Origin of the sequence: Mycobacterium sp. 3519A (assembly GCF_900240945.1) — a bacterium.
Classification (GTDB): Bacteria; Actinomycetota; Actinomycetes; order Mycobacteriales; family Mycobacteriaceae; genus Mycobacterium.
Genome location: NZ_OESG01000014.1, coordinates 2074744 through 2096476 on the forward strand (window position 1 = coordinate 2074744; position 21733 = coordinate 2096476).

Below are 21733 nucleotides of genomic sequence, written 5' to 3' on the forward strand. Positions count from 1 at the left end.
ACAGATGGCGCGCAGGGTCGTCCAGTTTTCCACCGGCAACGTCGGCCGCCATTCCCTGCGGGCGATCATCGGCAGACCCGACCTCGAGTTGGTCGGGGTGCACGCGGCGGGTGCGGCCAAGATCGGGCGCGATGCTGCCGAACTGTGCGGGCTGGACCAACCGACCGGGATCGTCGCAACCGACGACATCGACGCGCTGATCGCGTTGAAGCCGGACTGCGTCGTCTATACCGCGCAAGGCGAAACGCGGCCGATGGAAGCCATCGCCCAGATGTCCGAGTTCCTCGCGGCAGGGATCAACGTCGCGGCTACGTCCATGGTGTGGCTGGTGGCTCCCCGCCAGGCCGACGACTGGCTACGGGTGCCCTTGGAGCAAGCCTGCGCATCAGGTGGCGCCTCGTTGTACGTGAACGGGATCGATCCCGGCTACTCCGGCGACACCGAAGTGCACAGTGCGCTGAGCCTCGTCACCCGCGCCACGTCGATCACCGTGCAGGAGATCTTCGACTACGGAAGCCACGACGACTACGAATTCACCGGCAAGTCAATGGGTTTCGGGACCACCGCCGGTGACGAAACGCCGATGCTGTTCCTGCCGGGGGTCGTGACCACGATGTGGGGCGGCCCAGTCCGCAACCTCGCCGCCCAGCTGGGAATCGAACTCGACGAGGTGCGTCAGCGCACTGAGGCGTGGTACACGGACAACCGGATCGAATGCAAGATGACAACGGTGGAGCCCGGCGGACTGGCCGCTGCACGGTTCGCGGTCGAGGGCATCCGCGACGGAGTCCCGGTGATCACCATGGAGCACATCAATCGACTGACGGCCGCCGCGGCGCCGGATTGGGAGTATCCGCCCGACGGGAAGGACGGCGTGCACCGGGTGGTGGTGGAAGGTGAACCCCGCGTCGAACTCAACACCCACGTGTCGCATCCGGCTCTCGAACTCACCGAGGCCGGCTGCCTGTCGACCGCCGCGCGGGTCGTCAATGCGATCGACTGGATCTGCCGGGCGCCCGCGGGATTGATTGCGGTGGAGGATATCCCGCAGGCCGAGATCATCCGCGGGCTGATGTGGTGACCGCGTCGGCGATCGGCGTGTCACCGGAGATCACCTCGAACGTCTGACCCGCGGTGCCCGGCGTATCCAGCACTGCCAACAGCACCGCGGCGACGTCGGCGCGCGGGATGCTGCCGCGGCCGGTGTGCGCTGCGATCTGCACGCGTCCGGTGCCGGGCTCATCTGTGAGCACTCCTGGCCGGACGATGGTGGAGTCGAGTGCGGTGCGCGCCCGGATGTCGTCGTCCGCGGCACCCTTGGCCCGTAGATACGCGACGAACACCGGGTCGCCGACGTCGTCGGGCGCTTCGGCGTCGGCGCCCATCGACGAGATCATCACGTAGCGACGGACTTTCGCGGCTTCTGCGGCGTCGGCCAGGAGCACCGCCGCGGCGCGGTCGACCGACTCTTTACGTGCCGCTCCGCTGCCGGGCCCGGCGCCTGCGGCGAACACCACGGCGTCGGCACCGTCGAGATGTGGTGCCAACTGGTCGACCGACGCGTTCTCGAGGTCGAGCACGACGGGCTCGGCCCCGGCCGCTTGCACATCGGCGGCATGGTCGGGATTGCGGATCAGTGCGGCGACGGAGTCGCCCCGTTGGGTGAGCAACCGTTCGAGGATCACTGCGATCTTGCCGTGGCCGCCGGCGATGACGACGCGCATCAGGCTGCGAACACCTGTGAGTCATCGGCGAACGCCTTGAATTCCAGGGCGTTGCCTGCGGGATCGAGCAGGAACATCGTCCACTGTTCGCCGGTCTCACCGGCGAAGCGCACGTACGGTTCGATGACGAAATCGACGGCGGCCGCCTCGAGTCGCTCGGCCAGCGCGTGGAACTCCGGCACGGTCAGGATCAGGCCGAAGTGCGGGACCGGCACGTCGTGCCCGTCGACCGGATTGCGAACGGGCCGTGCCCGCTCTGGCGCGAGGTGCGTGACCACTTGATGTCCGTGCAGGTTCCAGTCGATCCACGTGTCGGCGCTGCGGCCCTGCGGCAGGCCGAGCACCTGGCCGTAGAAGTGCCGGGCGGCGGTCAGGTCGTCGACCGGCATGGCCAGGTGGAAGCGCGGGATGGGGGAGTCGAGAACGGTCATGTGGCGATGCTACGGTCGGCCGACCTCTTCTCGCTGCCACGCGGCCAGCACCGCCATCACGGCCGTGAAGACCAGCGCGATGGCTCCGACGCCAAGGGCGAAGGCCCCGTCGACGACGACGAACGCGGCCAGGCACAGCACCGAGGCGAGCACGGCCATCACGTTGACGACGAGCGCCACGGTGGCCACCCCATCGGTTGCCGGCCGACTACCGGCGGCGGAACTCTTTTCGGTCATCACTTCCCAATTCACTCGCTGCGATGCAGGCCCTTCTGTACCCACCCGCGATAACGCCAAACCTCCCAGTGACCTGCGCGGCAGCGGCACGTTTCCGCCGGACAGGAGTGGCTAGACCTAGGTGAGTCCGCCAGCCGCCGACCAGAGAGGCTTGACCATGGGTTTTCCCGACCAACACCAGCCGGTGCCAGGCATTCAGGCGCAGATGGATCCCGTACCGGACTGCGGTGAGCAGTCCTACCGCGGGTCAGGCAAGCTGACCGGCCGCAAGGCGGTGATCACCGGGGGCGACAGCGGCATCGGCCGTGCGGTGGCCATCGCGTTCGCACGCGAGGGCGCCGACGTGCTGATCGCCTACCTCAACGAGGACGAGGACGCCGCAGAAGTCGCCCGCCTGGTCGAGGACGCGGGCCGCAAGTGTGTGCTGATGGCCGGCGACCTGTCCGATCCGGGCCACTGTCGCGAGGTGATCAGCAGAGCCGTCGACGAGTTCGGGCGCATCGACATCCTTGTCAACAACGCGGCCTACCAGATGACGCACCAGAGCTTGGACGAGATCTCCGACGAGGAATGGGACTACACGTTCCGGCTGAACGTCGGCGCGTACTTCTACCTGCTGAAGGCGGCGCTTCCGCATATGCCTGCCGGCTCCTCGGTGATCGGCAGCTCGTCGGTCAACTCCGACATGCCGTCGCCCACCTTGGCACCGTATGCGGCCACCAAGGCGGCCATCGCGAACTTCTCGGCCAGCATGGCGCAGCTGTTGGGCGAGAAGGGAATACGGGCCAACAGCGTCGCGCCCGGCCCGATCTGGACGCCGCTGATCCCCGCCACCATGCCGTCGGAGAAGGTGCAGAACTTCGGCGACGACACACCGTTGGGCCGCGCAGGACAGCCCGCCGAACTGGCGCCCACCTACGTGCTGCTCGCCTCCGACGACGGCAGCTACATCAGCGGGGCCAGGGTCGCCGTGACGGGCGGGCGGCCCATCCTGTGACGGTTCATGCGAGCCGTTCTCGCAACTCGCGTTTGAGCACCTTGCCGTAGCTGTTCTTCGGGATCTCGTCGACGAATTCGTAGCGCTTGGGCCGCTTGAACCGCGCGATGCGCTCAAGCAGATGCCCGTCGAGTTCGGCGGCCGAGGCCGAACCGACGATGAAGGCCACCACGGTCTCTCCCCACTCCTCGTCGGGTGCGCCGACGACGCACGCCTCGGTCACGCCCGGATGTTCGATGAGCACCTCTTCGACCTCGCGCGGGTAGATGTTGCTGCCGCCGCTGATCACCACGTCCTTCGAGCGGTCGCGCAACGTCAGAAATCCGTTGGCGTCGAACGATCCCATGTCGCCGGTGTGCAACCAGCCGTCCTTCAGCGTGGCCGCGGTGGCATCCGGGTTCTGCCAGTAACCGGACATCACCACGTCGCCGCGGCAGACGATCTCGCCGATCTCGCCGACCGCGGCGGGCTGACCGTCGGCGCCCAGCACTGCGACGTCGACGCCGGAGCGCGCATACCCGACGGAGCCAAGGGTGGCGTCGTCGGTGTCCAGATGGTCGGCCCGACGCAGACCGGTGATCGTCATCGGGGCTTCGCCCTGTCCGTACAACTGCACGAAGATCGGACCGAACGCGGCCATCGCCTTCTTCAGGCTGTCGACATACATCGGACCGCCGCCGTACACCACGGTCTTCAAATTGCGGGGGCAGGACCGGCCGGTCTGCACCAGCCGCTGCACCATCGTCGGCGCGAGAAAAGCACTGCAGCCAGGGTGGTATTCGCACAGGTCGAGGAATTCGTCAGGTTCGAACGCGCCCGACGCGGGCACCACCTGCCGGGCCCCGCGCAGCACGTACGGGGGCACGTAGAGGCCGGACCCGTGTGACATCGGCGCGCCGTGGATGAGGCTGCAGTTCTGGTCGGGGTCGTCGAAGTCCGCGAGGTGGGCCACGGTCATCGCCATCAGGTTGCGATGTGACAGCATCGCGCCCTTGGACCGGCCGGTGGTTCCACTGGTGTAGAACAACCACGCCAACGCCGACGGATCGGTGTTCGCCGGTGGCGTCGATGCCGTTGTCTGCAACCGGCTTTCGTAGGTCGCCGCCGCGATCACTTCGATGGGAACACCGGCCACGGGGGTGAGCCCCTCGGCGATCTTCGCCGACGCGAACACCCGGGTCGCGCCGGAGTCGTCGAGGACCTGCGCCATCTCGCGTGGATGCAGCTTGTAGTTGATCGGGACGAACACCCGCTCGGCGGCCCAGATCGCGAACATCAACTCGACGATCTCGGGACAGTTCTCGCTGGTGACCGCGATGCGCGCCCCCGGCGCTGACAGTCCGCCGAACGAGGCGGCCAACCGCAGCGCCCGGTCGCGCAACTGTGCCCAGGTATGTCGTTGCTGCTCACCGGAATACACCGCACCGCGGTCGCCGAACCGGGCGGCGGCCTGATCGAGCAGCGCGAACAGGTTCAACGCGCAACCCATTCGGAGTTGAGCGCGAAGTCCGACAGATACTTCGTGGACGTCCATCCGCCGTCGACCACGATCGTCTGGCCGTTGATGAAACCAGCGCCGTCGGAACACAGGAACGCGACCGTGCTGGCGATGTCGTCGACCTCGCCCAGCCGGGGATAGGGCGTCATCTCGGTGTTCATCTTGCGGAACCGCTCGTCCTCCAAGCGGGTCGCCACCATCGGGGTGAGCGTGACACCGGGCGCCACCGCGTTGCAGCGGATGCCTTGCCTGCCGTACTGACACGCGATGTGGGTGGTCAGCGCCGTCAGCCCGCCCTTGGCCGCCGAATACGCGCCGCCGCGTAGACCGCCGACGACCGCGAACGTCGACGTGATGTTGATGATCGCCGAACCGGCCTGCATGTGGCCGATCACCTCGCGTGCCAACCGGAACGGCGCCCGCAACATCAACCCCAGGAAATAGTCCAGGCTTTCGTCGTCGGTCTCGTGCAGCGGCTTGGGGCTGCCCACGCCTGCGTTGTTGACCAGGAAGTCGATCCGGCCCCACCGCTGCAGCGCCAGGTCGACGATTCGGCGCGGGGCGTCGTCGGCGGTCAGGTCGACGGCAACCGTGGCTACGCGGTCGCTGTCGCCGATAGCCTTCTCCAGGTCGGCCAGCCTGCCCGCATCCCGGCCGGTACCGAGGACCGCCATGCCTTGTGAGGCAAGTTTGGTGGCGCACCCGTAGCCGATGCCACTGCTCGCCCCCGTCACGATCGCTACTCGCATGTCATCAGCCTCTCCCGGATCCGGTGTTTGAGCACCTTGCCTGCATCGTTCTTCGGCAGCGCTTCCCAGACCTCAACCCGCTCAGGGATTTTGAACTTCGCGACCCCTTCGCCGGTGAGCAGTTGGCCCAACTCGGCCACATCGGGCGCGGGCTGATCGGCGGCCACGATCACCGCGCAGGCACGTTCGCCTGTGCGCGCGTCGGGCACCCCGACAACGGCGATCTCCGCGATACCCGGATGAGCGATCAGGATGTCCTCGATCTCCTTGGGGGAGATGTTCTCTCCGTTGCGAATGATGATGTCCTTTGCTCTGCCGGTCACCACCAGAAACGTGTCGTCGACCCAGCGGCCGAGGTCGCCGGTGCGGAAGTACCCCTGGTCGTCGAACGCGTCGGTCTCGTCGTCTGCATGCAGATAGCCGACCAGCATCTGCGGCCCGCGGGCGCGAATCTCACCGTCGACGAGTTTGATCTCGGCGATACCCGCTCGACCGTCGGTGTCCGCGGCGCCGCCGACGTCGCCCAACGCGCCCACCGTCGTCACCGGCACTTCCGTCGACCCGTACACCCGGCTCACCGCCGCACGTTCGAAATAGGCTGCGGCGCTGCGGATCAGCGACGGCGGAACGGAAGCCCCTCCGCAGATGAACACCTTCAGATCCGGCAACCGCGTCGCGGCCTTCTCGGCAGCGGCGAGCAGGCTGACCAGAAACGGCGTGGCCCCTGCCATGTGCGTGCAGCCCTCGGTCTGCATCATCTGCACCGCCGCATCCGGATCCCACCGCTGCATCAACACCGCTGTCGTGCCCAGCAGCAGCGGACATTCGAATGCGTAGATGGAGCCACCGATATGCGCGATGGGCGACGGCACCAGGAACACGTCGCCTGCGTCGACCATCCACTGGTCGCCGATCTGCGCGATCAGGGCATGGATCGAATTGTGGGTGTGCAGAACGCCCTTCGGCCTGCCGGTGGTGCCCGACGTGTACAGGATCATCCGCACGGCATCGGGATTGAGCACCGGGAGGCCGACCGTGTCACTCCCGGTGAACAACGGTTCGTATGCGGTGTGTCGTCCCGCGTCACCCCTGAGCACGACGACCTCGGGCGGTGCGGTCATGTCGGTGGTGACGCGGTCAAGCATCGCGACGTAATCGTGGTTGCCGAAGCCGGCGGGGATGAACACCGCGCGACTGTTCGCATCGGAGAGGATGAATCCCAACTCGCGATCCCGCAGCGACGGCAGTATCGGGTTGACCACCATGCCCGCCAACGTCGCCGCGAGGTAGATGACCGCGGCCTCATACCAGTTCGGCAGCATGAAGGACACGACGCTGCCCGGCGGCATCCGGTCCATCAACGCGCGCGCCAGCGCGGTGGCCCGCTCGTGCAGTGTCCCGCAGTCCAGGCGAACCTCACCGTCGATCAACGCCGTTCGATCCGGGGTGCTGCGCGCTGCGTCGCGTAAGGCGTCGGCGAGCGTCGAGCGAACCCACAGTCCCTGGCGGTACGCCTCGACCGCGCGATCGTCGTCGACCCTCACGACGGTGAACCTAACCCTTGACCCTGCGCATCGTCATGGAATGGCGATACCGCGCCGACGGATGGGTGTTGACGGTCACCTGGGCGATCTCACCGTCGGATGTCGTGTATGTGCGCTGCATTTCGAGTGCGGCACTGCCGGATTCGATCTTGAGCAAGTCTGCGAGCTCCGGCGTCACCACCACCGCGGCGATCTGCTGGTGTACCTCGACGACGCTGACCCCGAACAGGTCCTCGATGAGCGGGAAGATCGGGCCCGAATGCCGTTGCAGCAGCCTGCCCACCGCCGCGAACGCACGGTTGATGTAGATCTCGGTCCGGCAGACAGGTGTCTCGGCGCCGTCGGCCTGCCGGTAGCCGCGTACCGCCAGCCATTCCGATCCGGCCTGCAGGCCGGTGCGGGCGGCGAGGCTGTCGTCGATGGTGACCATCGCGTTGGACTCGATGGTGAACGGCGCGCCGGTCGCGAACTCGAGCAGGTCGTTGATCGACATCACGTCCTGGGCATAGGAATTCGCCGCGGGCCTCGGTACGACGAGGGTGCCCGCCCTTGGCCGCGACGCGACCAGATTGTCTTCGCGCAGCCTGCGCAGCGCCTCGCGGATCGTGTATCGGCTCACCGCGAACCGTTCGCACAATTCGTGTTCGGTGGGCAGTTGTGAGCCGACCGGATACACCCCGTCGACGATCTCCTTGCGCAAGGTCCGGGCGACCTGAAGGTAGCGGTGGTCGGCCGACGATACCGTCATGTCGCCGACCGCCGCAGCGTCAGCACGCTGCCGTCACCGTCAGCCGAGAGGTAAAGCGTCCCATCGGGTCCCGCGGTGATGCCCGCGAACGGTCCCTGCGGACCGGAAAACGGCGGCATCCCCTTCAGCGGCTTGGGTTCGACGCCGGGCGGAGGCCCGACCGGCAGTCCGGAGGCGATGGTGTCGCGCTCACCGCTGTCGAGTTCGACCGCCACCACTTCCCTGGCGCCCGCGTCGACGATGTACAGCGTGTTGCCGACGGCGACGATGCCCTGTGGCCGCTGCAGTCCGTCGACGACGGTTTCGGCGCGTGAGCCCGTCAGCCGAGACACCCGGCCGACCTCCGCGACAAGGGGATTGCCTGCCGGGTCGAAGGCGACGCCGACCGGGTCCTGCAGATCGGATGCCAGTGTCTCGACAGCGCCCGACCGCAGAGCGTGCACCCGCCCGGCGCCGAGTTCGGCGAAGACGACCGAGGAGTCCGGACCGACCGCCACCCCGTAGAGTTGGTCGAAGTCCGTTGCCAGGAAATCGGTTTCGCCGGCCGCAGGCCGATACTTCGCCACCTGGCCGCCGGACGTCGTCACCACGAACTCGCCGGGACCGGTCGCCGCGACGCCGCGGAGGAATCCGGGATAGCCCGGCGAGAACAGCATGCCCGCGGTCTGCAGCGCGCCGTCGTCGGCTACGACGTAGAAGTAGGTGCCGTCGGCGACGTGCAGCTTCCCGTCGGCGTCGACGGCCAGATCCAGTGGCCAGTTCAGGCCGCCCGGCAACACGGTGTCGGTTTGTCCGTCGGGGCGGATTTCGGTGATCTGACCGGTGAAGTTCGAGACGAACAACCGGTCACCGACGAACGTCAGGTTGTCCAGGCCGGGCGTCAGCTGGGCCAGCACGGTCTGCGTCCCGGTCCGCGGGTCGATCCGCAGCACCTGACCGCTGGCCACCTGGGTCGACACGATAAAGCCCGCCGAGTCGAACTTCACCGCGTCGGGCACCCCGAGGTCACCGGTAACACGTTGCGGCTCACCGCCATTGAGGTCGATGCGCCAGATCTCATTCGCGGTCATCAGCGGGTAATAAAGCATCCCGTCGGGACCGACCTCCATCGCGTTGGGGGAGGGCAGGTTCTCGGCAAGGGTCCGCACGATCGACCCGGTGGCGTCGAGCTCGAGCAGCCGGCCGCCGTCGCGGCACTCGTTGATGAACAGCCGGTCCCGGTGCACGGTGATGCCGTTGGCGCAGGGCAGGTCGTCGCGCAGCACACGGGTGGCCCCGACCGCCTCCCGCACGCTGACCCGGCCGTCCATCACCTCGGTCGCGTACAGGTTGCCTCGCGCATCGAACGCGACGTCGTCGGGCGCGACGATGTCTCCGCCCTTCGAGCTGACCGTGTCCAGCAGGCCGGTGTCGAGGTCCAGCGCGCTGATCTGGCTGCCGGTCACCTGCGCGACGTAGACGCGTCCGTCGGGACCGGTGCGCAGGCCGTTGGCGCCGAACAGCCGACTGGGCGCGGTCAGCCGCTCGAGCCGCCATCCGTCGGCGGCGGTGGGGTCCTCGGCGGTATAGCGGGCGGCCAGCACGGACGAGCTCATGATCCCGGACGCTATCAAGCTCGAATAGTCCAGACAATAGTTCTAAGCCGAGCTAGATCGGCCTTGACGGCGCGATTCGTGCTGCGGAATAGTGTTCTGCAATATGCAGAGCACCATATGTTGTCCGGACAAATAGCGTGAGCGTGGGCGATTCGTTGAGGTTGGACGGCCGCATCGTCGTCGTATCCGGCGCCGGTGGCGGCGGCATCGGCACCACCGTGACGCGACTGGCCGCGCAGTCCGGTGCCACCGTCGTCGCGGTCAGTCGGTCGAAGGACAACCTCGACGAGCATGTGGCCCCGCTGGCGCAGCAGGGCCTGTCGGTCGTCCCGGTCGCCGCCGACGCGTCCACCGACGACGGCATCGCGACGGTCATCGACCGGGTCCGCACCACCGACGGGACGCTCTACGGACTCGTCAACGTGGCAGGCGGCGCGGAGCCCTCGACGTGGATGCCGTCGACGCGGGTGACGCGGCAGGACTGGCGCGAGTTGTTCACCAGGAACCTGGAGACGGCGTTCTTCATGAGCCAGGCGGTGGCCCGCGAGATCCGACAGCAGGGCAACCCGGGGTCGATCGTCTCGATCTCGTCGATCAGCGGAATGAACACCGCACCGTTTCACATCGCATACGGAACGGCAAAGGCGGCGGTGGCCGCGATGACCCGCACCATGGCAGTTGAGTTGGCGCTGGACAACATTCGGGTCAACGCGGTCGCACCCGGCGTGACGGCGACGGAGGCGTCGCGCACCTATACCGGTGACGATCCGGAGCGCGACCGGCAAGCCATCGCGATGGGACGGCGGGGCCGACCTGAGGAGCAGGCGGGCGCCATCCTGTTTTTGCTGTCGGACCTGTCCAGCTACATCACCGGGCAGACCCTGCTCGTCGACGGCGGGCTGAACCTGAAGTGGACACACCTCGGCGCCGACAACACTTCCCTGTTCCTCAAAGACGACGACTTCCGCAACGCCATCAGGCGGTTCTAGGAGGATGCGATGACCGAAGAGCTCTGCGAGCCAATGACCATCGGGGTGGACGCATACATCTCGGAGGAGTACGCCCGCGCCGAACGCGACAAGCTGTGGCGCAAGGTGTGGCAGCAGGTCGGCCGCGTCGAGGAGATTCCCGAGGTGGGCAACTACCTCACCTACGACATCCTCGACGACTCGATCCTGGTGGTGCGCACCGGTCCGAACGAGTTCGCTGCGCACCACAACGTCTGCATGCACCGCGGCCGCCGACTCGTCGACACCCCCGACGGCGCCACGAACGCGTGCGGGCGTGCCCGCAAGTCGTTCGTCTGCGGTTTCCACGGCTGGACCTATGGGCTCGACGGTGCCTGCACGCACATCCGCGAACAGGACGACTGGAAAGGTGCGCTGACTCCGGAAAACACCCACCTCGCGCCGGTCCGGGTCGACACCTGGGGCGGCTGGCTGTTCGTGAACATGGACCCGGACTGTGAACCGTTGGCGGACTTCCTGTTTCCCGCGGCGAAGATCCTGGATCCGTTCGGGCTGGAGAACATGCGTTACAAGTGGCGCAAGTGGTTGTACTTCGACTGCAACTGGAAGGTCGCGATGGAGGCCTTCAACGAGACCTACCACGTGTTCACCACGCATCCGGAGTTCAACAAGTTCGGCGAGTTCAAGGGCTGGGCCAAAGCGCAGGGTAAGCACAGCAACATCGGCTACGACGCGCCGAAAGGCTTGGACGAGACCAAGTCCAAGATCCGGCTCGGCACCGGAGACCCACGCATCTCGACCGCCGAGATGCAGGTCTACACAATGGAAGAGACGAATGCCACCACCACGCAGACGCTGGTGAACGCGGCGAAGCGACTCGTCGACGAACTGCCGGAGGGCACCCCGGCGGACAAGGTGCTCGAGCACTGGCTGTCCTCGGCGCGCCGCGACGACGAAGCCAGGGGCGTCATCTGGCCCACCATTGGGGCCGACATCCTCGGCCAGAGCGGCACCGCATGGCAGATCTTCCCGAACTTCCAGATCGGCCAGGGCCTCACCAGCGCACTTTGCTACAGTGCACGGCCGCACCCCAGCTACGACCCGAACAAATGCATCTTCGAAGTCGCGACTTACGAGTTGTTCCCGAAAGGGCAAGAGCCGCAGACGGAGTGGCAGTACACGCCCAAGGAGAGCCCGAACTGGCTGTCCGTACTGCCGCAGGACTTCTCGAACATGGCCGCCGTGCAGCAGGGCATGAAATCGGCGGGCTTCCCCGGAACCAAACCCAACCCGTACCGCGAGCGCAGCACGGTCAACCTGCACTACCAGCTGAGCAAGTACATGGGCACGGGCGAACCACAGGAGCTGCGATGACGCTGTTCGACACCTGCGGACCGACGCGGACGCCCGACGACATCGACATCGACGCGCTGCGCGAGAAGTACCTGTATGAACGCGACAAGCGGTTGCGCGCAGACGGTTCGACGCAATACCTGGAACTGAAAGACGATTACGCGGAGTTCGCGGAGGTCGATCCGCACACCCCCGTCAGCCCGCGCGCACCCATCAACGAGGACGTCGAGGTGGCCGTGCTCGGCGGCGGCATCGCCGGACTGCTGGCGGGCGCCTACCTGAAGAAGGCAGGCGTCGACGACGTCCACATCGTCGAGATGGGCGGCGACTTCGGCGGTGTCTGGTACTGGAACCGGTTCCCCGGCATCCAATGCGACAACGACGCCTACTGCTACATCCCGATGCTGGAAGAGCTTGATTTCATGCCGTCGAAGAAGTTCGCCGACGGCGCCGAGATCTACGAGCACTGCCGCCGCATCGCAAAGCATTTCGGCCTCTACGACGGCGCGATCCTGTCCACCCAGGTGCGCGCGATGCGGTGGGACGAGTCCATCCAGCGGTGGCGGTTGAGCACCAACCGCGGCGACGACATCCGCGCCCGCTTCGTGGTGATGACGCAGGGCTCCTACAACCGGCCGAAGTTGCCGGGCATCCCCGGGATCAAGGACTTCAAGGGGCACATGTTCCATTCCGCGCGGTGGGACTACGAGTACACCGGCGGCGACGCCAGCGGCGGTCTGCACAAATTGCACGACAAGCGAGTCGCGCTGGTCGGGACGGGAGCCACCGGCGTGCAGTTGGTGCCGCACCTCGCGCGGGATGCCCAGCAGCTGTTTGTCTTTCAGCGCACCCCCTCCTCAGTCGACGAGCGCGGAAACCCGCCGACGGACCCGCAGTGGGCCGCGTCGCTGCAGCCCGGCTGGCAGGCCGAGCGCAAACGCAACTTCCACCGGTGGTCGCCGTTCGAGGGCGTGGTCTTCGACGCGGCCGACCAGGTCTGCGACTTCTGGACCGAGCTGGGCCGCAACATGACGGCGCGGATCGCGGCCAGTGCGGATCCCGCCTCGCTCAGCATCGAGCAGATCATGGCGATCCGGGAAGAGGAAGACTACAAGATCATGGAGCGGCTGCGCCGCCGCATCGGCGAGATCGTCGACGACCCGGACACCGCGGAGGCGCTCAAACCGTATTACCGATTCCTCTGCAAGCGGCCATGTTCCAGCGATGAGTACCTGCCCGCGTTCAACCGGCCGAACGTCACGCTGGTCGACGTCTCGGAGTGCAAGGGGGTCGAGCGGCTCACGGAGAACGGGATCGTCGCCAACGGCGTCGAGTACCAGGTCGACTGTATCATCTTCGCGAGCGGTTTCGAGATCTCCACGGCGATCAGCCGCCGCTATGCGATCGATGTGATCGAAGGCCGCGACGGAGTGTCGCTGTTCGAGCACTGGGCCGACAGCTTCAAGACGCTGCACGGGATCACCAGCCACGGCTTCCCCAACCAGTTCCACACCGGTTTCATCCAGGGCGGGGTGTCGGCCAACACCACCGCGATGTTCGAACAGCAGGCCGAGCACATCGCCTACATCATCGCCGAGGCCGTGCAGCGCAAGGCCACGACTGTCGAGCCGAGCCTACAGGCGCAGGACCAGTGGGTGCGGACCATTCGAGAGCTCTCGATCGACAACTCCGCGTTCGAAGTGTCCTGCACGCCTGGCTATTACAACAACGAGGGCGGCGGTGGCGGCCAAGGCATCCGATCGTTCCTCGGTGAGCCGTACGCGCCCGGCTTCTACGCCTTCGACGACCTGTTGAGCCAGTGGCGCGCAAAGGGTGATCTAGATGGCATCGTGCTCGGAACCTAGATGACTGAACTGAGATTCGACGACCGTGTCGCGGTCGTCACCGGCGGCGGCAGGGGACTGGGTCGCTCGTATGCCCTCTTGCTCGCCGAGCAGGGCGCCAAGGTCGTCGTCAATGACGTCGATGCCGCCCCGGCCGAGGACGTCGTCAGTGAAATCACCAGTGCCGGTGGTGATGCCGTGGCCTCCGTCGGCTCGGTGGCGTTCCCCGAGGGCGGGCAGGCGATCATCGACGCCGCCACGGATCGCTATGGACGCATCGACATCCTGGTGCACAACGCGGGCAACGTGCTGCGGGCATCGCTGAAGGAGATGTCCTACGCCGACTTCGAGGCCGTCGTGGATGTACACCTGCGCGGCGCGTTCCATGTTGTCCGGCCTGCGTTTCCGTTGATGTGCGACGCGGGTTACGGCCGCATTGTGCTCACGTCGTCGATCGGGGGGTTGTACGGAAACCACGAGGTGGCGAACTATGCGGTGGCAAAGGCGGGGGTGATCGGTCTTTCGAATGTCGCCGCGCTCGAAGGCGCCGCGCACGGCGTCAAGAGCAACGTGATCGTGCCCGCCGCGGTGACCCGGATGGCCGAGGGCATCGACACCTCGGCTTATCCGCCGATGGGCCCGGAATTGGTGGCGCCCGTGGTGGGCTGGCTGGCACACGAATCCTGTTCTGTCACAGGGGAGATGTTCATCGCACTGGCGGGTAGAGTGGCCAGGGCGGTGGTCGCGGAGACGCCGGGCGTGTATCGGCCGTCATGGTCGATCGCGGACGTCGCGGACCACATCACCGCGATCCGCGACGCGTCCACACCGATCGTGTTTCCTGTCGTGCCTGACGGCCACGGCGACCACATCCGGTACAGCTTCGAAAGGGCGGCTCAAAGTGTCTAGCGGGCCACTTGCAGGTGTGTCGGTGGTCGACCTCACCGCGATGGTGATGGGGCCGTACTGCACGCAGATCATGGCGGACATGGGCGCAGACGTGATCAAAATCGAGCCCCCGGAAGGAGACAACACCCGCTTCATCTCGGTGGGGCCGGCCTCGGGCATGAGCGGCGTGTTCGTCAACGTGAACCGCGGCAAGCGCAGCGTCGTGCTCGATCTGCGCACGGAGGCGGGCAAGACGGCGCTCGAGGCGCTCGTCCGTGAGGCCGACGTCTTCATCCACTCCATGCGGGCCAAGGCGATCGCCAAACTCGGCTTCGGCTACGACGAGGTGGCGGCGCTCAACCCCCGGATCGTCTACACCAACTGCTACGGCTACGGCAGGCGCGGACCCGAACGCGACCTGCCCGCCTACGACGACACCATCCAGGCCGAGTGCGGAATACCCGCCGTACAGGAACAACTGACCGGCGAGGCCACCTTCGTCGGCACCATCATGGCGGACAAGGTCGCAGGGCTGACGGCGCTGTACGCCACGATGATGGCCCTGTTCCACCGGGAACGCACCGGGGAGGGCCAAGAAGTCGAGGTCAGCATGTTCGAAACGATGGCGTCGTTCATGCTGGTCGAGCATGCTAATGGGGCGATGTTCGATCCCCCGCTCGGGCCGGCCGTCTATCCGAGGACGGTGGCGCCGAACCGCAAGCCGTACCGCACCAAGGACGGCCACATCGCCGCGCTGATCTACAACGACAGGCACTGGAAGGCGTTCGTCGACGCGGTGCGGCCTGCGTGGGCCACCGACATCTACGCCACACTCGAGCAGCGGGCCCGCGACATCGACACCGTGTACGGCCTGCTGGCCGAAACGATGGCCGAACGCACCACCGAGGAATGGCTGGCGCTGTTCCGTGAACTCCAGATTCCCGCGGCGCCGCTGAACACCCCCGACTCGCTGTTCGACCATCCCCACCTGAATGCGGTCGGCCTGTTCGAAACCGTCGATACGCCGCACGGGCCGGTCCGGTTTCCCGGTGTGCCGACGTGGTTTTCACGCACTCCGGGCAAGGTCGCAGGCCCGGCGCCGCTGTTGGGTGCGGACACCGACGCGGTGTTGGGCGAACTCGGTCTCAACGCCGGGAGCGCCGAGACTACGGTTTCTGACGAAAATCGGCCGGATTCCGTCATAAACCGTAGCGCCGACGCGGTGGGGCAGGGGTAGCCGATGGACTTCGAGATGGGTCAGCAGGCCGCCGAGCTGCGTCGAGAACTGCGGGAACTGGTGAAAACCCATGTGCCCGAACACTATCTGGGGGCATTCACCGACAACCCCGCCGACCTCGAGACGGCCCAGCGGTTCTGCCGCACGCTCGCCGACCGCAACCTGCTGTGCCTGGCGTGGCCGGAGGAGTTCGGGGGCCGCGGGGCCTCGGTGTGGGAGCAGACCGTGGTGCGTGAGGAGATGTGGGCGCACCACGAACCCCGCGGGGCGCAGTACATGGGGGTGAACTGGGTCGGGCCGATCATCATGCGGCACGGCACGCAGGAGCAGCAGCGCAAACACCTGCCACCGATCGCGCGCGGCGAAGTCATCTGGTGCCAGGGTTTTTCGGAACCCGAAGCCGGTTCAGATCTCGCATCGCTGCGCACCACCGCGCGACGTGACGGCGACGGTTGGCTGGTCAACGGCCAGAAGATCTGGACGTCGTATGCGACCATGGCGCAGTGGTGCTTCCTGCTGGCGCGCACGTCCAAGGGGGAGAAGAAGCAGCAGGGCCTGACGATTTTCCTTGTCCCGATGGATGATCCGGCGATCCAGGTGCGACCGATCCGCTGCATGATGGGTCCGCACCACCTCAACGAGGTCTTCTTCGACGACCTGCGGGTGACCGAGGCCGATGTGCTCGGCACCGTGGACCAAGGCTGGTCGATCGTCCAGGATGTGATGTCGTTCGAACGCGTCGGCATCGCCCGTTACGCGCGCTGCGAACGGTTGTTGTCCGCGGCGCCCGCGGTTCTCGGCGACCGCTGGGAGGACCTGCCCGCCGAACTGCGGGCCAGGTGGGTGCGCATGCTGACGCACTGCCGGCGCGCGCGCCTGATGGCTTACCGCGTGGTGGATCTGCAGAGCAGCGGCCGCATCCGGCCGGGCGACGCGGCGGCGTATCGGATCGCGGTCACCAAGCTCGACCAGGACAGCGCCGAGGTGCTGATGGACATAGCGGCACAAGTGTCGCGCGAAGATGGGGCGGCGGAGGTGTCGCACGACGACGCACACGCGGAATGGTTCCTCGGTGAGGTCGAGGACCACTGGCGCTACTCGCAGGCGTCGACCGTGTCGTCCGGCAGTATCGAGATGCAGCGGATCCTGTTGTCGCGGGCCCTACTGGCGGGTGCGAAGTGATCCTCGACCTCGGCGACGACGCCAAAGGATATGGCCGAGAAGCGCTTCGGGCGTTCGAAGCCGCGGGTGGCGACCAACTGGTGCAGCAAGCCGAAGCCAATCCGGCTCTGCGGGAATCGCTCGCGGGTCCGGTGCTCAACGAACTCGGCGCATGGGAGCTTGATCCCCACACCGACGCCGACGGCCTCGAGGCGGCCGCGGCCTTGTGTCGCAGCGCCGGATACTGGGCGTTGCCGTACCCGGTCGCCGAGCGGCTGGCCAAGCCGACCGACCTGGACGTCGACGGGCTGCTCGTTGTGGCCGAGAACCGGCCGTCGGGTGCGCTGGCGGGGGTGGAATTGAATTGGGCGGCAGTTTCATTGGGCGGCACCCGCAGCCGGGTCACTGGTCAACGGCCTACCGGCGCCGGGTTCGTGGTCGAGCTGGACCTGTCGGCGATCGACACCGAGGGCGCGGGCGACCTCGCGCTTGGCCTCGTGTTGCCGTGCTGGACGCTGCTCGGCATGCTGGACCGGGCTCTCGAGCTCACCATCTCCCATGTCAGCCTGCGCAAGCAGTTCGGTCAGACGTTGTCGGCGTTCCAAGGTGTGCAGTTCCAGTTGACCGACGCCGAGGTCGAGCGCAGCGGCCTGGACATGCTGGCCAAGTATGCGCTGTGGAGCATCGGCGCCGACCGTCCGGAAGCCCTGGATGATGCGCTGGCGCTGCGGATGTCGGCATTAGAGGCCGCCGAGGTCGTCTTCCGCGTCTGCCACCAATTGCACGGTGCGGTCGGGTTCTGCGACGAGACGACGCTGTCGTGGCTGTCCCGCTACAGTCAACCACTGCGCAGGCTGCCGCTCGGCCTGTCGGCCACCCGCGACGAACTGACCCACCGCGCCGGACGCACCGGTCTGACGGGCTTGTTCACGTGACCGCCGATCTCGACGGATTCCGCGCGACCGTCCGCACCTGGTGTGAACAGCACATCCCGCCCGACTGGCGGCAGAACCAGACCGGCGTCGACGACGAGGAGTTCGTCCGCTTCCAGAAATTCTGGTTCGCCGAACTGCACAGCGCCGGCTACGCGGTGCCGCACTGGCCGCGCGAATGGGGCGGTGGGCTCTCGGTTTTCGAGCAGGTGGTGCTGTACCAGGAACTCGCCGCGCACGACGCACCGCGACTGGTGTTGGCTTTCGTCGGCATACACCACGCCGCGGCGACGCTGCTCGCGGCGGGCACCGAGGAGCAACGTCAGCGCCACCTGCCTGCGATCCTGGACGGCGAGATCTGGGTGCAGGGGTTCTCCGAACCGGAGGCCGGTTCCGACCTCGCCAGCCTGAGAACGTCGGCGCGGCGCGTCGGCGACTTGTACATCGTCAACGGGCAGAAGCTGTGGGCCAGCGGCGGCAAGCACGCCGACTGGTGCCTGCTGCTCGCCCGCACCGACCCGCATGCGGCCAAACGCAAAGGCATTTCGTACTTCCTGCTCGACATGACCACCCCTGGCGTCGAAGTACGACCGATCCGCAACGCCATCGGCGACTCCCACTTCTGCGAGATCTTCCTCAACGACGTCGAGATTCCGGCAGCCAACCTCGTCGGCGAAGAGAACGCCGGATGGCAGGTGGCGCAGGCGACCCTGGGAGCCGAGCGTGGCCTGACCATGCTCGAGCTGGCCGAGCGTCTCGGCAATGCGGGCTTCCGCTGGCTGGTGCAGGCTGCCCCGGTCGACGATCCGATTGTGGCCGACCGGTTGGCGCAGTTCGAAATCGAGATCACCGGGCTGCGTGCGCTGTGCCGAAAGGTGGTCGACGACAACGAGAACGGTACCGCCGGCCCCGCGGAAGCCTCGATCGTCAAGCTGTACTACAGCGAACTGCTACAGCGGCTCACCGACTTCGGGGCAGAGATCGGCGGGATGGCCGCGCATACCCGACTGACGAAACCGATGTCCAGTGGCTGGGAATCCGGTTCGTGGATGCTGGACTTCATCGGGTCGTGGGAGTGGACGATCCCCGGTGGTTCGAGCGAGATCCAGCGCACGATCATCGGTGAGCGCGGGCTGGGACTGCCGCGGGAACCGAGCGTGCTGTGACGGCACACGAGTTCGCGGAGTTCCACGCTGAATTGCGTTCGGTGGCAGGCGATCTGCTCGCGAAGGATCGGACCGTCGACTGGGCGTCGCTGGTCGACGCGGGCTGGGTCGGGCTGGAGGTGCCGGAACAGTTCGGCGGTGCGGGTGCGACGTTCGCCGAGGTTGCGGTCGTCTGCGAGGAGATGGGTCGGGCCGCCAGCGCCAACAACTACCTTGGCAGCGCGGTGTTGGCGGTGGGCGTGCTGAACTCCCTGCAGCCCAGCACCACTCGTGACCGGTTGCTGGTGGATGTGGCGTCCGGCGCCGTCCGGGTCGCGGTGGCATTCGAATCGGAGTTCGTGCCGGACGCCGAAGGTGCCGATCACATCCTGCTGATCGCAGACGAGTGCGTCGCCGTGGCGACCGCGACGGTCACACCGCAACCGGTCCTCGACGAGACGCGACGCCTTGCCTCCATCGGTGACACGGAGATCTCGGAGCGACTCAGGCTCGCCGGGGACATCCAGCGGTTGCGCCAGCGCGCCGCCGTCGCCGTTGCCTGCGACAGCCTCGGACTTTCCGAGGCAATGCTCTCCGCCACCGTCGGCTATGCGAAGGTGCGTCACCAGTTCGGCCGTCCCATCGGGTCTTTCCAGGCCGTCAAGCATGCCTGCGCGGATATGGCGGTCGACATCGCGGTCGCACGCCAACTCGTCGACGCGGCGGTGCAGGCGATCGTCGACGACCAAACGGATGCAGGCGTGGCCGCCGCCATGGCGAAGTCCTACGTCTGCAGCACCGCCGTCGACGTCGCAGGTAAGGCCATGCAACTGCACGGCGGTATCGGCTACACGTGGGAAAGCGGCATCCACGTCTATCTCAAACGCGCCGCGCTGAATCGGTCGCTGTTCGGCTCACCGGCGGAGCACCGCAGGCAACTCGCTAAACGGTATCGGTAGAAGGAGTTTCGATAAATGGCTGTCCCCGTCTACAAGCGCATCCTCGACCTGTTCGAGGCGGAGGGTGTCAAAACCCTGTTCGGCATACCCGATCCAAACTTCGTGCACATGTTCGCCGAGGCCGATGCGCGCGGATGGTCGGTCGTGGCGCCACACCACGAACTGAGCGCCGGTTTCATGGCAGAGGCGGTCTCCCGGATGACCGGCGGGCCCGGCCTGTGCATCGGCACCCTGGGCCCGGGGATGGCCAACATCGCGGGTGCGATCCAATGCGCGAAGGTCGAGAACTCGCCGGTGATCTTCCTCGGCGGCCAGCGGGCCCGCATCACCGAACGCCGGGTTCGTCGCGGCCGCATCCAATTCGTGCGTCAGGAACCGCTTTTCGCGCCGTCGGTGAAGTACAGCGCGTCGATCGAATATCCCGATCAGACCGATGAGATCATCCGTGAGGCGATTCGCCGCTCGATGTCGGGCACCCCGGGCCCGTCCTACGTCGAGTACCCGGCGCATGTGCTGCTCGCGGAACTCGACGTCGGTGACCCGCTGCCGCCGCATCGGTACCGGCTGGTCAACCAGGGCGCGGGCGCGCCTGAGGTGGCCGAGGCCGCGAAGCTGATCCGCGCGGCCGAGAGCCCGATCCTGTTGGTGGGCCACGCCGTTCACACGTCGCGCAGCCAGGCGGCGGTCAAAGAACTGGCCGACCTGATGGCCTGCCCAGTGATCCAGACGTCCGGTGGTACGTCGTTCATTCCTGGCCTGGAAGACCGGACGTTCGCCTACGGCTTCTCGCCGTCGGCGGTCGAGGCGGTGGTCAATTCGGATCTGTGCGTCGCGCTTGGCACCGAACTCGGCGAGCCGGTGCACTACGGCAAGACGCGACATTGGGTGCAGCGCAACGACATTCGCAAGTGGATCCTGGTCGAACAGGACCCGTTCGCCATCGGCGTCAACCGGCCGATCGACGTGCCGCTGGTCGGGGACCTGCGCGGCGTGGTGCCACAATTGGTCGAGGCGCTGAAGGACACTCCGCGCCAGCCGTCACCGACCCTCGACGAGCTGATCAGGAAGGACGCCGAGGAACTCGCGCAGCTCGCCGAGAACGCGCCGACCGGCAGGACCCCGATACATCCCGCCCGCTACGTCGTGGAAGCGACCAAGGCGTTCCCGCAGGATGGCATCCTGGTTCGCGACGGCGGTGCCACCGTGATCTTCCAGTGGACCTACTCGCAGGCCAAACCGCGCGACGTGATCTGGAACCAGAACTTCGGCCACCTCGGCACCGGGTTGCCGTACGCGGTCGGGGCATCGGTGGCCGACGGCGGCAAGCGCCCGGTCATGCTGCTCACCAGCGACTCCGCCTTCCTGTTCCACATCGCCGAACTCGAGACCGCGGCCAGGCACAACTTGCCGCTGGTGTGCGTGGTCGGCGTCGATCACCAGTGGGGCCTCGAGGTCGGCGTGTACAAGCGCACGTTCGAGCAACCGTCACCGCAGCCCGGTGTGCACTGGAGCAAGGACGTGCGGTTCGACAAGATCGCCGAGGGCTTCGGCTGCCACGGTGAATATGTGGAGAAGGAAGACGAGATCGGTCCGGCCATCGAAAGGGCGTACGCCAGTGGTAAGACGGCCGTCGTGCACGTCTGCATCGACCCGAAGGCCAACTCCGAGGAGATGCCGAAGTACGACGAATTCAGAACTTGGTACGCCGAAGGCACGCAGTAAG

20 protein-coding genes are annotated in these 21733 nt (G+C 66.7%); 12 read left to right on the top strand and 8 right to left on the bottom strand.

The window, feature by feature from the left end; all coding sequences use genetic code 11:
- The first annotated feature begins 4 nt into the window (after nt 1–4).
- Entirely contained in the window at nt 5–1081 is a 1077-nt protein-coding gene (locus C1A30_RS31210) for a dihydrodipicolinate reductase (RefSeq protein ID WP_101952084.1), read from the top strand.
- Here the strand turns inward: C1A30_RS31210 and C1A30_RS31215 are convergent.
- From C1A30_RS31215 to C1A30_RS31225, 3 genes are read right to left on the bottom strand one after another with little or no spacing between them, the layout of a single operon-like run.
- Nucleotides 1059–1724: an SDR family oxidoreductase gene (locus C1A30_RS31215; RefSeq protein ID WP_101952085.1), complete on the bottom strand. Its 666-nt coding sequence runs from the start codon at nt 1722–1724 to the stop codon at nt 1059–1061. The two genes, C1A30_RS31210 and C1A30_RS31215, sit on opposite strands and share 23 nt — an antisense overlap.
- Nucleotides 1724–2155 (bottom strand): VOC family protein, encoded by a 432-nt coding sequence (locus C1A30_RS31220; RefSeq protein ID WP_101952086.1) that lies wholly within the window; start codon nt 2153–2155, stop codon nt 1724–1726. The genes C1A30_RS31215 and C1A30_RS31220 overlap by 1 nt, the downstream gene beginning before the upstream one ends.
- Nucleotides 2156–2164: 9 nt before the next feature.
- Nucleotides 2165–2392: a hypothetical protein gene (locus tag C1A30_RS31225; RefSeq protein ID WP_101952087.1), complete on the bottom strand. Its 228-nt coding sequence runs from the start codon at nt 2390–2392 to the stop codon at nt 2165–2167.
- Between the two features lie 157 nt (nt 2393–2549).
- Between C1A30_RS31225 and C1A30_RS31230 the strand changes: the two genes are divergently transcribed.
- Nucleotides 2550–3389, top strand: a complete 840-nt coding sequence (locus C1A30_RS31230; protein WP_101952088.1) for an SDR family oxidoreductase — start codon at nt 2550–2552, stop codon at nt 3387–3389.
- Between the two features lie 4 nt (nt 3390–3393).
- On the opposite strand, the gene C1A30_RS31235 is transcribed toward C1A30_RS31230, so the two are convergent.
- Genes C1A30_RS31235 through C1A30_RS31255 form a run of 5 tightly spaced genes read right to left on the bottom strand, consistent with a single transcriptional unit; the run spans nt 3394 to nt 9523 of the window.
- Nucleotides 3394–4866 carry a long-chain fatty acid--CoA ligase gene (locus C1A30_RS31235; protein WP_101953016.1) on the bottom strand — a complete coding sequence of 491 codons (1473 nt, stop codon included), beginning with the start codon at nt 4864–4866 and terminating at the stop codon, nt 3394–3396.
- On the bottom strand, nt 4863–5636 hold the full coding sequence (locus tag C1A30_RS31240; RefSeq protein ID WP_101952089.1) for an SDR family NAD(P)-dependent oxidoreductase: 774 nt from the start codon (nt 5634–5636) through the stop codon (nt 4863–4865). Before C1A30_RS31240 ends, C1A30_RS31235 begins: the two co-directional genes overlap by 4 nt.
- A complete protein-coding gene (locus C1A30_RS31245; protein WP_101952090.1) occupies nt 5627–7180 on the bottom strand; it encodes an AMP-binding protein in 1554 nt (517 codons plus the stop codon). The genes C1A30_RS31240 and C1A30_RS31245 overlap by 10 nt, the downstream gene beginning before the upstream one ends.
- 10 nt (nt 7181–7190) lie before the next feature.
- Nucleotides 7191–7928, bottom strand: coding sequence for a GntR family transcriptional regulator (locus C1A30_RS31250; RefSeq protein WP_101952091.1), 738 nt, complete (start codon nt 7926–7928; stop codon nt 7191–7193).
- A complete protein-coding gene (locus C1A30_RS31255; protein WP_101952092.1) occupies nt 7925–9523 on the bottom strand; it encodes an SMP-30/gluconolactonase/LRE family protein in 1599 nt (532 codons plus the stop codon). Before C1A30_RS31255 ends, C1A30_RS31250 begins: the two co-directional genes overlap by 4 nt.
- Nucleotides 9524–9666: 143 nt before the next feature.
- On the opposite strand from C1A30_RS31255, the gene C1A30_RS31260 reads away from it, so the two are divergent.
- Genes C1A30_RS31260 through C1A30_RS31305 form a run of 10 tightly spaced genes read left to right on the top strand, consistent with a single transcriptional unit; the run spans nt 9667 to nt 21732 of the window.
- Nucleotides 9667–10512 carry an SDR family NAD(P)-dependent oxidoreductase gene (locus C1A30_RS31260; RefSeq protein ID WP_200828573.1) on the top strand — a complete coding sequence of 282 codons (846 nt, stop codon included), beginning with the start codon at nt 9667–9669 and terminating at the stop codon, nt 10510–10512.
- Nucleotides 10513–10521: 9 nt separating this feature from the next.
- A complete protein-coding gene (locus C1A30_RS31265) occupies nt 10522–11865 on the top strand; it encodes an SRPBCC family protein (protein ID WP_101952094.1) in 1344 nt (447 codons plus the stop codon).
- A complete protein-coding gene (locus tag C1A30_RS31270) occupies nt 11862–13709 on the top strand; it encodes an NAD(P)/FAD-dependent oxidoreductase (protein ID WP_101952095.1) in 1848 nt (615 codons plus the stop codon). The genes C1A30_RS31265 and C1A30_RS31270 overlap by 4 nt, the downstream gene beginning before the upstream one ends.
- Complete coding sequence (locus tag C1A30_RS31275; protein ID WP_101952096.1) at nt 13710–14597, top strand: SDR family NAD(P)-dependent oxidoreductase; 888 nt, start codon at nt 13710–13712, stop codon at nt 14595–14597.
- A complete protein-coding gene (locus C1A30_RS31280) occupies nt 14590–15813 on the top strand; it encodes a CaiB/BaiF CoA-transferase family protein (RefSeq protein WP_101952097.1) in 1224 nt (407 codons plus the stop codon). Before C1A30_RS31275 ends, C1A30_RS31280 begins: the two co-directional genes overlap by 8 nt.
- Before the next feature lie 3 nt (nt 15814–15816).
- Nucleotides 15817–16995 carry an acyl-CoA dehydrogenase family protein gene (locus tag C1A30_RS31285; protein WP_101952098.1) on the top strand — a complete coding sequence of 393 codons (1179 nt, stop codon included), beginning with the start codon at nt 15817–15819 and terminating at the stop codon, nt 16993–16995.
- Nucleotides 16992–17909 carry an acyl-CoA dehydrogenase family protein gene (locus tag C1A30_RS31290; protein ID WP_101952099.1) on the top strand — a complete coding sequence of 306 codons (918 nt, stop codon included), beginning with the start codon at nt 16992–16994 and terminating at the stop codon, nt 17907–17909. Before C1A30_RS31285 ends, C1A30_RS31290 begins: the two co-directional genes overlap by 4 nt.
- Nucleotides 17906–19072: an acyl-CoA dehydrogenase family protein gene (locus C1A30_RS31295; RefSeq protein WP_101952100.1), complete on the top strand. Its 1167-nt coding sequence runs from the start codon at nt 17906–17908 to the stop codon at nt 19070–19072. Before C1A30_RS31290 ends, C1A30_RS31295 begins: the two co-directional genes overlap by 4 nt.
- Nucleotides 19069–20010 carry an acyl-CoA dehydrogenase family protein gene (locus C1A30_RS31300; RefSeq protein WP_101952101.1) on the top strand — a complete coding sequence of 314 codons (942 nt, stop codon included), beginning with the start codon at nt 19069–19071 and terminating at the stop codon, nt 20008–20010. Before C1A30_RS31295 ends, C1A30_RS31300 begins: the two co-directional genes overlap by 4 nt.
- 15 nt (nt 20011–20025) lie before the next feature.
- Nucleotides 20026–21732: a thiamine pyrophosphate-binding protein gene (locus C1A30_RS31305; RefSeq protein ID WP_101952102.1), complete on the top strand. Its 1707-nt coding sequence runs from the start codon at nt 20026–20028 to the stop codon at nt 21730–21732.
- The last annotated feature ends 1 nt before the right edge of the window (nt 21733 follow it).

Coding starts and splice junctions, on each gene's coding strand:
- C1A30_RS31210 (WP_101952084.1), top strand. CDS start 5: ATGGCGCGCAGGGTCGTCCAGTTTTCCACCGGCAACGTCGGCCGCCAT.
- C1A30_RS31215 (WP_101952085.1), bottom strand. CDS start 1,724: ATGCGCGTCGTCATCGCCGGCGGCCACGGCAAGATCGCAGTGATCCTC.
- C1A30_RS31220 (WP_101952086.1), bottom strand. CDS start 2,155: ATGACCGTTCTCGACTCCCCCATCCCGCGCTTCCACCTGGCCATGCCG.
- C1A30_RS31225 (WP_101952087.1), bottom strand. CDS start 2,392: ATGACCGAAAAGAGTTCCGCCGCCGGTAGTCGGCCGGCAACCGATGGG.
- C1A30_RS31230 (WP_101952088.1), top strand. CDS start 2,550: ATGGGTTTTCCCGACCAACACCAGCCGGTGCCAGGCATTCAGGCGCAG.
- C1A30_RS31240 (WP_101952089.1), bottom strand. CDS start 5,636: ATGCGAGTAGCGATCGTGACGGGGGCGAGCAGTGGCATCGGCTACGGG.
- C1A30_RS31250 (WP_101952091.1), bottom strand. CDS start 7,928: ATGACGGTATCGTCGGCCGACCACCGCTACCTTCAGGTCGCCCGGACC.
- C1A30_RS31255 (WP_101952092.1), bottom strand. CDS start 9,523: ATGAGCTCGTCCGTGCTGGCCGCCCGCTATACCGCCGAGGACCCCACC.
- C1A30_RS31265 (WP_101952094.1), top strand. CDS start 10,522: ATGACCGAAGAGCTCTGCGAGCCAATGACCATCGGGGTGGACGCATAC.
- C1A30_RS31270 (WP_101952095.1), top strand. CDS start 11,862: ATGACGCTGTTCGACACCTGCGGACCGACGCGGACGCCCGACGACATC.
- C1A30_RS31275 (WP_101952096.1), top strand. CDS start 13,710: ATGACTGAACTGAGATTCGACGACCGTGTCGCGGTCGTCACCGGCGGC.
- C1A30_RS31285 (WP_101952098.1), top strand. CDS start 15,817: ATGGACTTCGAGATGGGTCAGCAGGCCGCCGAGCTGCGTCGAGAACTG.
- C1A30_RS31305 (WP_101952102.1), top strand. CDS start 20,026: ATGGCTGTCCCCGTCTACAAGCGCATCCTCGACCTGTTCGAGGCGGAG.